This is a genomic window from Streptomyces sp. ADI96-02, from assembly GCF_003846185.1.
GTDB lineage: Bacteria > Actinomycetota > Actinomycetes > Streptomycetales > Streptomycetaceae > Streptomyces.
In genome coordinates this window covers 6,732,258-6,741,651 of the sequence record NZ_ML123034.1, presented here as the reverse complement: position 1 = coordinate 6,741,651, position 9,394 = coordinate 6,732,258, and the positions used below count along the sequence as shown (strand labels likewise).

At 72.5% G+C, this 9,394-nt stretch carries 9 protein-coding genes and 1 pseudogene; 6 read left to right on the top strand and 4 right to left on the bottom strand.

Annotated features, from left to right (window positions below):
* Window positions 1-316: cbb3-type cytochrome c oxidase subunit I (locus EES43_RS29460; protein WP_206430152.1), on the bottom strand; the 316-nt coding region annotated here is incomplete at its 3' end.
* Window positions 317-562: 246 nt separating this feature from the next.
* Here EES43_RS29460 and EES43_RS29455 point away from each other — a divergent pair.
* Both EES43_RS29455 and EES43_RS29450 read left to right on the top strand, forming a co-directional pair.
* Window positions 563-1,231, top strand: a pseudogene (locus tag EES43_RS29455) (NAD(P)-binding domain-containing protein); the annotation flags it as partial.
* A gap of 227 nt (window positions 1,232-1,458) precedes the next feature.
* Window positions 1,459-1,977, top strand: coding sequence for an SRPBCC family protein (locus EES43_RS29450; protein WP_124271593.1), 519 nt, complete (start codon window positions 1,459-1,461; stop codon window positions 1,975-1,977).
* A gap of 51 nt (window positions 1,978-2,028) precedes the next feature.
* Here the strand turns inward: EES43_RS29450 and EES43_RS29445 are convergent, their stop codons facing one another.
* A complete protein-coding gene (locus tag EES43_RS29445) occupies window positions 2,029-2,868 on the bottom strand; it encodes a pentapeptide repeat-containing protein (protein ID WP_124272211.1) in 840 nt (279 codons plus the stop codon).
* Between the two features lie 241 nt (window positions 2,869-3,109).
* On the opposite strand from EES43_RS29445, the gene EES43_RS29440 reads away from it, so the two are divergent.
* Together EES43_RS29440 and EES43_RS29435 are read left to right on the top strand one after the other, a co-directional pair.
* Window positions 3,110-3,604, top strand: coding sequence for a hypothetical protein (locus EES43_RS29440; RefSeq protein WP_124271592.1), 495 nt, complete (start codon window positions 3,110-3,112; stop codon window positions 3,602-3,604).
* Between the two features lie 65 nt (window positions 3,605-3,669).
* A complete protein-coding gene (locus tag EES43_RS29435) occupies window positions 3,670-3,900 on the top strand; it encodes a hypothetical protein (RefSeq protein ID WP_124271591.1) in 231 nt (76 codons plus the stop codon).
* A 90-nt stretch (window positions 3,901-3,990) separates the two neighbouring features.
* On the opposite strand, the gene EES43_RS29430 is transcribed toward EES43_RS29435, so the two are convergent.
* Window positions 3,991-5,073 carry an enoyl-CoA hydratase/isomerase family protein gene (locus EES43_RS29430; protein ID WP_124271590.1) on the bottom strand — a complete coding sequence of 361 codons (1,083 nt, stop codon included), beginning with the start codon at window positions 5,071-5,073 and terminating at the stop codon, window positions 3,991-3,993.
* A 318-nt stretch (window positions 5,074-5,391) separates the two neighbouring features.
* On the opposite strand from EES43_RS29430, the gene EES43_RS29425 reads away from it, so the two are divergent.
* A complete protein-coding gene (locus tag EES43_RS29425; RefSeq protein WP_124271589.1) occupies window positions 5,392-7,521 on the top strand; it encodes a SpoIIE family protein phosphatase in 2,130 nt (709 codons plus the stop codon).
* 196 nt (window positions 7,522-7,717) lie between these two features.
* Here the strand turns inward: EES43_RS29425 and EES43_RS29420 are convergent, their stop codons facing one another.
* Window positions 7,718-8,347: an LAETG motif-containing sortase-dependent surface protein gene (locus EES43_RS29420; protein WP_124271588.1), complete on the bottom strand. Its 630-nt coding sequence runs from the start codon at window positions 8,345-8,347 to the stop codon at window positions 7,718-7,720.
* A 248-nt stretch (window positions 8,348-8,595) separates the two neighbouring features.
* On the opposite strand from EES43_RS29420, the gene EES43_RS29415 reads away from it, so the two are divergent.
* Complete coding sequence (locus EES43_RS29415) at window positions 8,596-9,366, top strand: histidine phosphatase family protein (protein ID WP_124272210.1); 771 nt, start codon at window positions 8,596-8,598, stop codon at window positions 9,364-9,366.
* The last annotated feature ends 28 nt before the right edge of the window (window positions 9,367-9,394 follow it).

Below are 9,394 nucleotides of genomic sequence, written 5' to 3'. Positions count from 1 at the left end.
TGAACCCGGCGAACAGCGGCGTCGCGAACATCAGCAGCATGACGGTGCCGTGCATCGTGAACGCCTGGTTGAACTGCTCGTTGGAGACGATCTGGAGCCCGGGCCGGCCCAGCTCCGCCCGCATCACCAGGGCCATGATCCCGCCGACGCAGAAGAACGCGAAGGAGGTGATCAGGTACATCGATCCGATCGTCTTGTGATCGGTGGTGGTCAGCCATTTGATGACGACGTTGCCCGGTTCCTTGCGCCGTACCAGCACATCGCTCGGGTCGGCGACTTCGGTCTCCACCGGTCGCGGGATGCCACTCGTCGTCACTACGACGCTCCTTCTGTTCGTCGGCCCGTACGGACTCGGCGACCAGAATGGACCCGCGGCGATGGGCGCGGTGGGACATCCTTCCCCGTACGGCGGATGCGGCTGCCAACGACACTCAAATGGCCCACACGGGCGGCGGAGCGGCGGGCGCGGCGCACGGGCGGCGGGAGCCGCGCGGAATAGCCTGCCGATGCACCGAGTTGGTGATGCGAGAGCACCACTCACAGCTCACGCGGCAGGCATCGGAAGGTCGGACCCATGAAGATCGGCATCATCGGCGCGGGAAACATCGGCGGCAACCTGACCAGGCGTCTGACCGGACTCGGACACGAGGTGTCGGTCGCCAACTCCCGTGGCCCCGAGACCCTGTCCGCCCTCGCGCAGGAGACGGGAGCCACCGCCGTCACCGCGTCCGAGGCGGCGAACGGCGCCCGGATCGTCGTCGTGACCGTCCCTCTCAAGGCCGTGCCGGATCTGCCCTCCGGTCTCCTGGACGGCGCGGCGGAGGGGGCCGTGGTCATCGACACCGGCAACTACTACCCGCAGCGCGACGGCCGGATCGCCGCCATCGAGGACGGGCTGCCGGAGAGCCGGTGGACCGAGCGGCAGATCGGCCACCCGGTGATCAAGGCGTTCAACGGTACGTACGCGCAGGACATCCTCGACCGCGGCCGTCCGCAGGGCACACCGGGCAGGCAGGCGCTCCCGGTGGCGGGGGACGACGCGGCGGCGAAGCAGACGGTGCGCGACCTCATCGACGAACTGGGCTTCGACACCGTCGACAGCGGTGGGCTGGACGACTCGTGGCGTCAGCAGCCGGGCACGCCCGTCTACGGCAGCCGGGACGATGCCGACGCCGTCACGCGGGCGCTGGCCCAGGCGTCGCCGGAGCGCACGGCGGAGTGGCGCGCCTGACACCCGACACGGCCGGTGGGGTGGAGGCGGATCGTTCCCTCCGCCCCACCGGCACGACGGCCGTGCTCGGAGCACTCGGGTGCGCCGGGCGCGCTGAGGCGGGAGCACTTCCTCTCCCCCGGGGCGGAATCGAATTTACTCACGAGTAAGGTGGTGCGGGGGTCGGCTCCACGTCCGTCCGGTCCCATCGTCTGGCCGGACGACGGCTGTGGACAAGGAGTCGTGCCATGCCCCGCACCATGTCCGTGGAGGACAGCATCCTCATCGACGCCACCCCCGAACAGGTCTACGAACGGCTCAGCGATCCTACGGCGATGGGCCGTTGGAGCCCGGAGAACCGGGGCGCGACCGTGCGGGGAGAGTGGCGTGGCGCGTACGTCGGCATGGTCTTCGAGGGGCGGAACAAGCGCGGCGCGATGAGCTGGACGACCCGGTGCACCGTGACGGCGGCCGACCCGGGTGAGCGCTTCGCGTTCCGGGTCCACGCGATCGGCCTGCGGCGTCCGCGGCTGCCCGGACCCATCGCCACGTGGGAGTACCGGTTCGAGGCGGTGGGCGGGGCGACCCGGGTGACCGAGACCTGGATGGACGACCGCCGGTCCTGGCCGGACTTCCTGGCCGACGGGTTCGACCGGGTAGCGACGCGCGGGAGGACGTTCGCCCAGTTCCAGCGCGGCAACATCCGGACCACGCTGGAACGTCTCAAGGCCGCCGTGGAGGAGGACGCTCCCCCGTCGCGCGGCTGACCGTCCGCCGCCGGCCGTCCGCCGCTGGGCAGCGCCGATGCCACGGCATCGTCAGGTGGCCGCCGCCGACGGGACGATCCAGTGCGTGGGCCGCTTCAGGGCCGGCGGCAGCACGGTGGCCTCATTCCCCTTGGCGGCGTTGAGCTGTGTCTGGGTGAGGAAGAGGCATCCGGTCAGGTCGGCGTCGGAGAGGTCGGCGTCGCGGAGGTCCGCCCCGATGACGTCGGCCAGGCGGAGGTCCGCGCCGGTCAGGTCGGCGGCGATCAGGTAGGCGCCCCGGAGGTCGGCTCCGTGCAGGTTGGCGCCGCGCAGCCGGGCTCCGATGAGTTCGGCGCCTCGACGCTCGCGCTGTGCGCGACGGGGGGCGGCGGCCCGCACGAGGATGCTGGTGCGCCTCAGGAGAGGGGCGGTCCGGCCGCGGTGGGAGGCCACGTCGAGTTCCGCGAGATCGACGGCGGGGCGAGCGGTGTGGCGCTCCGTCGCTTCCAGCGCGCGCCGGAGCTCGGCGTGCAGAGAGCGTGCGGCCGGCCGTTCGAGGGCGTCGGTGAGGTACCACTGCAACTCGCGGAGCTGGCGCATGACCGGGAACACCTGGAACATCTGCGCCGCGGTCGCGGGCGTCGACGACCGCCAGTCGTGGCCTCCGTACGTTTCCCGCGACACCTGCTGCCCGGCGCCGAAGCAGTCGTACACGGTGCAGCCGGGGAAGCCCTTGGGCCGCAGGGCGGTGTGGATGCCGCAGCGGAAGTCGTCCCTGAGGTTGGGGCAGGGCTGCCCGGCGTCCTTGTCGATGGCGAAGTCCGCGGAGGCCGTCAGCGTCAGGGCCACGCAGCAGAGCCCTAAGCAGTTCGTACAGTCTGCGCGCAGGGCGTCCCGCCCGTCGCCGGATATGGCGGTGCGTCGGCCGTTCGGCTGGGCGGTGCGTTCGTCGTCCGGCACGGGTGCGGGTCCTCGGGTTTCGTGGCAGTGGTCAGGTTGCTCGGGGGGCCGACCGTCAGGGGCATCACTGTAGCGAGAGCAGGGAACGGCACCGGCCCGGCGACCGCTTCTTGGCGCACGCCCTCTCCGGAGCGGGCGTCTCCCGCCGTGCACACTGGTGCGCGTGAGCGCTGTACGAGGCGGAGGGGGACGCATGAGGGGTGAGGAGGGCGGCGGGTTCGCGCCGGCGACCGGGGACGGGCCGCCACCGGTCGAGGACGGCGCTGCTCGCGCCGCGTCGGTGCGGACCGCGTTCGCGGGGCTGCTGGAGATTCGCCGGCTGACGGACTCCGGACCGGCCGGCGGCGAGGGCGTGCCGGCTCCGTGGGAGCTGCATCGGCCCGAACGTGCCGTCGCGCTGGCGCTGGAGGGGTCGGGCGTGGCTCCGTCGGCCGTCGACGCTTCGGGCCGCCGGGTGTCGGCCGGATACCGGGTGCGCGACGGCGAGTCGCCGGGTTCGGTGCGGGTCGAGTGGGCCGGGCCGCTCGGCAGCGGGGCAGCGCACCGGGAGGAGGAAGCGCTGGCGGAATGCGCCGAGGTGCTGCGGCGGCTCGGCTGGACGGTACTGCTGTACCGGGGTCCCCGCCGACGCCGGTATCTGGAGGTTGAGCCACCGGCGGGTCTCCCCGGTGCGCGAGGGCGTTCCTGACGAGGCGTTGTCAGACCCGTGCGACATGCTTGACGGTCCGACACCTCTGGACAGGAGATGCTGAGATGAACCAGGTCGAGATCGCGGCGGCACAGGCGTACGTCCGTCTGTTGGAGGCCACCCGCGCGGCGCTCGGCGACCCGGAGGAAGGGCCGCTGTATCTGCCGCTGCTCACGTCGCCGATGCGGGAGGCCGATCGCGCGCTGCGCGGCGCGGGGCTGGCGGGGAACGAGGGCAGGCTGTTCGCGTTGGTGCGGGAGCTCCAGCCGAGCCTGTCCGGCAGCAGGGACAGGTGAGTGGGGTCGTGGCGGACGCCGACCGGTGAGCGGCGCGGCGGGGCCCTCGGTCGCCCGCCGGCCCGGGTGCGGGCGGGGCCGCTTCCTCGGTCAGGCGTCCGGCGTGGCCGGGCGGGGCGCGAGGCCGAGTTCCGTCGCGTCCGGTCCGAGCGGTGCGAAGAAGGCGGCGACGTGCTGGGCGTCGACCTCGGCGAGGGTGGCCGGCTTCCACTGCGGGCTGCCGTCCTTGTCGACGATCCGGGCTCGTACGCCCTCGACGAGGTCGGGTTGTTCGAAAGCCCGGCTGGAGACGCGGAACTCCTGGTCCAGGACGGCCTCCAGGCTGTCGAGCCGGGCGGCGCGCCGGACGGCGGCCAGGGTGACCTTCAGCGCGGTGGGCGAGGCCGTCAGCAGTGTGGCGGCGGCCTGAGCCGCAGCGGGGTCGCCGGTCCCGTCGAGCCGTCGGACGATCTCCTCGACGGTGTCCGCGCCGTAGCAGGCGTCGATCCAGCCGCGCTGCGCGGCGAGCTCTCCGGCGGGCGGTTCTGACGTGAACCGCTCCACCGTCCGCAGCACCTCCGCCGGGGTGGCGGCCTCGGCCAGGGCGTCCGTCAGCTCGGGCAGCCGGGCCGCGGGGACGTAGTGGTCGGCGAGTCCGCACAGGAGCGCGTCGGCCGCTCCGACGCTACGGCCGGTGAGCGCGAGATGCGTACCCAGCTCGCCGGGCGCGGCGGCCAGGAGGCGGGTGCCGCCGACGTCCGGGACGAACCCGATGCCGGTCTCGGGCATGGCGACACGAGAGCGCTCCGTGACGACGCGGATGCCGCCGTGGGCCGACACGCCCACTCCTCCGCCCATCGTGATGCCGTCCATCAGGGCGACGTAGGGCTTGGGGAAGCGCGCGATGCGCGCGTTCAGGCGGTACTCGTCGCGCCAGAACTCCAGGGACGCACGGCCGCCGGCCCGGGCGTCGTCGTGGACGGCCCGAATGTCGCCGCCCGCGCACAGGCCGCGCTCACCGGCCCCCGCGAGCACCACGGAGGCGATGGTTCCGTCCCTCTCGGCACGGGACAGCGCCTCGCCGAGCTGCCGCACCATGGTGTGGTCGAGCGCGTTGAGAGCGCGGGGCCGGTTGAGCGTGATGTGCAGGCAGTGGCCCCGGATGTCCAGCAGGACGGGCCGGTCGTCGTTCATGAGTGCACTCCGCTCGGTGGGCAGCTGGCGACCTGGAGGGACCGTCCACTCGGGGGCGGACGATCTTTCCCCGCCATTCTGCGGCCTGCCGCCCGCCGCCCCGCCTCGGGGGTGGCCACGGCCGGGGACGGCCGCGTGGGGTCTCGTGGAGACGGGCGGCAACGGGGCGTGCGGGACGGGACGGAGTGCGCGGCCCGGCGCTCGCTCCGCGGGGACGCCCGGCCAGGTCGCTGTGGCACTCCGGCGGGACCGGCTCGACAATTGAGGCTTCGGGGGCACGCCCGCGCACGGCCCCGCCGGACGACCTCCGGAGCAGGAATGACCGACGACGACGAACGGCGGCTGGACAGCGACGCCGATCCGGCCCGCCGCGCCGGATGGAAGCCGGACGGAGAGATCCTGCCGACGGAACGCCTGGCCATGAACCGCACAGGCAGCTTCGAATGGGATGTGGCGACCGGGGTTCTGGACATCGACGACGCGGGGCTGGCCGTGTTCGGCATGGATCGCGCCGCCTACGAGGCGCGTCCGGAAGCGCTCATGGAACGACTGGAACCGTCGGAGCGGACGCGCATCGAGGTGACGGCGGAGGAGGCCGTCACCAACGGCAGCAACTCCTACAACATCCACTTCCGGCTGCCGCTCGACGGAGGAGACACGCAGTGGACCCATGTCCAGGCCCGCATCCTGCGCTCCGAAGACAAAACGGCCCACCGGATCGTGGGAGTGGTCCGGGACGCGACGGCCGAGGTCACCCATTCGGCCTTCGTTCTCGATCTGGAAAAGCGGCGTCAGCGTCAGACCGATATCGTTGAACAAACAACTAGCGCGATGTCGCGGGCCGTCACCGTGGACGACGTGACGGCGGCGCTCACGGGTGCGGGAGCGCTGGCGAGGCTGGCGGCCGACGGGCTGACCCTGGGGCTCGTGGAGAACTCGGCGGTGAACATCGTGGCGCTGAGCGGCGAGTCCCTGGAGGCGCTCGACGGGCTCGGCTCCGGAGAGCTGGACCGCAACCTTCCGCTGGCGGACGCCATCCGCAGCGGGCGTCCGCGCTTCATCACCTCCCTCGCCGCGCTCGCCCGCCGCTATCCGGCGCTGGAACCGCATCTGGGCCGGCTGCGTTTTCAGGCGGCGGCGTATCTGCCCCTGGTGGCCCAGGCCCGGTCGCTCGGCGGACTCGCGCTCTTCTACCGTGACCGCACGGCCTTCAACGCCGACGAACGCATCCTCTGCCTCGGGCTCGCGGCCATCGTCGCCCAGTCGCTCCAGCGGGCCATGCTCTTCGACGAGGAGCGCGAGTTCGCCACGCAGCTCCAGTCAGCGATGCTGCCGCCCCGTATTCAGGACATCGAGGGCGGCGAGATCGCGGTCCGCTACCACGCCGCGTGGAGCGGCCGGCAGGTCGGCGGCGACTGGTACGACGTGATCGCCCTGCCCAAGAACCGCTACGGGCTGGTCGTGGGGGACGTCCAGGGGCACGACACCCACGCCGCCGCGATCATGGGCCAGCTCCGCATCGCGCTGCGCGCGTACGCCGGTGAGGGGCACCCGCCCGCGACGGTGCTCGCGCGCGCCTCCCGCTTCCTCGCCGAACTGGACACGGACCGCTTCGCCACCTGCACCTACGCGCAGGTCGACCTGGCGTCCGGAGCCGCGCGGGTGGTCCGGGCCGGACACCTCGGGCCGCTGATCAGACACACGGACGGTCGCGTCGGCACCCCTCAGGTACGGGGCGGCATGCCGTTGGGCGTCTCCACGGATTTCGGGGACGAGGAGTTCCCCGAGACCCGGCTCGACCTGGTGCCGGGCGAGACGCTCGTCCTCTACACGGACGGCCTGGTCGAGGAGCCCGGAACGGACCTGGACACCGGCGTCGACGCGCTGCGGAACGAACTCAGCGCCGGCCCCGCGGGGGCCGAGGCGCTGGCCGACCACCTCTCGGAGCGGCTGTGGGAGCGGTGGGGTTCGGGTGACGACGTGGCCCTGCTGGTCCTGCGCCGCAGCCCCGACGTCGGATCGTCGCATGCGCCCCGGATCCACCAGTACATCCACCAGGCGGACCCGCAGGGCCTTTCGGACGCCCGCGCCATCGTGCGCCAGGCGCTCGCCGACTGGGACATGGCCGAATTCGCCGACGACGCGGAACTGGTCACGGGCGAGCTGCTGGTGAACGTGCTGCTGCACACCGAGGGCGGAGCCGTGCTGACATTGGAGGTGCTGCCCGAACCGGTACGCCGGATCCGGCTCTCGGTGCAGGACCGGTCGAGCACCTGGCCCCGCAGGCGCAGTCCGGGCGAGACGTCGACCTCGGGGCGCGGGCTTCTGCTGCTCGACGCGGTGACCGACCGCTGGGGCGTCGAACCGCGCGGTGAGGGCAAAGCCGTCTGGTGCGAGATCGGCTCCCCGCCGACGCCCGCCGACGGAACGCCGTCGCCCCGTCCGTAGAACGCACCACCGGCCAAAGGCCGCTGACGGAGCGTGTGTCAGGTGGAGGACGGTGCTGGACAGCAGCGAGGGGCGTGCCGCACCGCTTCGGTAGTGCGATACGCCCCTCGGCCGATGCCTGGAAGGCGTCGGCCGAGGCGGACCGGGTGGCCGCTCATCACACGCGGTGAGCGGCGGACGCCGGTCGCGGAAGGCGTCAGCCCTGGGCGGTACGCCGCTTGCGGACGGCCCACAGGATGCCGCCACCGGCGAGCAGAACAGCGACGGCGGCTCCGCCGATCACCGGAGTGGCGGACGACGAACCGGTCTCGGCCAGATCCGGCGCGCTGGGGCTCGGAGCGGGCACTGCGGGCGCCGACTCCGAAGGCTTCTCACTGGGAGTCTCACTCGGCGCGGGCGTCTCGGTGGCCGGAGGCTCCGACGGCGTCGACTCGGTGGGCGTCGGCGTGGGAGGCGGGGTCTCCCCCTCGCACACCGGCGCGGTCCTGGTCTGGTCGATCGAGTGCTTGCCGCCCTCTTCGGCGTCCTTGACGACGAGTCGGACCGTCACTTCCTTGTCGTGCTCGGGGAGCGTGAGCTTCTTGTGGAACTCACGGCCGAATGTCCCGGTGGGAAACAGGTCCTTGCCGTCCACCGAGACGGTCACCGTGTTGGGGACGTCGCTCGTGTAGTTGGTGAGGTCGACACTCACCTCGGCGCAGGTCACGGCCCAGGTGGGGGTGTGAGCGGCGGCCGGTCCGGCGGCGATGACGCCACCGGTCAGGCCGACGACCGCAGCGGCCACGAGCGTTCCCGCGGCACGCCACGATCTCCTGGGTATGGTCATGGATTCTTCCTCCAGATGAATCTCATCGCCCGAATGGCGGTGGGGCGCACAGAACTGCCATCGCCCCCGAAGCACGCAGTCACCCCGTGCGCCCCTTCGCCCATCAACTCAGCTCGAACCAACGCCACTTCCCCCAACACGGACAGGCTCGCCGAAGCGCTGTGCTCAGCCGGTGGCTCGATGAGAGGGTGGGCCATGCACCTATCTGCCGCCGCCCGCGCGCCCGAGCCTGGAGCCCGACCCGTTCTATGCGTTTGCTGCTGATCCGCCACGGCCAGACACCGTCGAACCTGAGCCATTTTCTGGACACCGCACGTCCGGGACCGGGCCTGACCGAGCTGGGTCGGCGTCAGGCCGAGGCCCTGCCCGGCGCGCTCGCCGGCGAGGACATCGTCGCCCTGTACGCTTCCACCCTGACGCGCACTCAGCTGACCGCCGCACCGCTGGCCGCCCAACGTAACCTGGAGGTCCGGGTCCGCGACGGGATCCGGGAGCTGTCGGCCGGCGACCTGGAGATGCGGGCCGACGAAGAGGCCGCCTTCGCCTACATGACGACCGCCTTCGCGTGGTCCGCCGGGGACACGGCGCGCCGAATGCCGGGCGGCGAGAACGGGGTGGAGGCACTGACCCGCTTCGACTCCGTTGTCGCCGAAGCCGTGGAAGTCGCCCGCAAGGCCGAGGCCGCACGGAGCGTCGCGGGCGGGGCGGGTGAAGCGGATGAGACGGGAGACGCCGGAGGGTCGGGTGGGGCTGGTGTCGTGCCCGTGTCCGTCGCGCTGGTCAGTCACGGTGCGGCGATCCGCGTGTGGGCCGCGGCCCGCGCGCGGAACGTCACCGTCGAGTTCGCCGCCGAACACCATCTGGACAACACGGGCGTGGTGGTCGTCGACGGCTCGCCGGAGGAGGGATGGACGGCGCTTTCCTGGGCGGGGACGGTCGTCGGCCCGGTCGACGCGAGCGGCACGGAAGCGGGCGGCCCGGCCGGCCGCGCACTGCCGGACCTCGACGCCGGCACCTGATGCAGGGGCCCCTCCCCCCTCCCCCTCC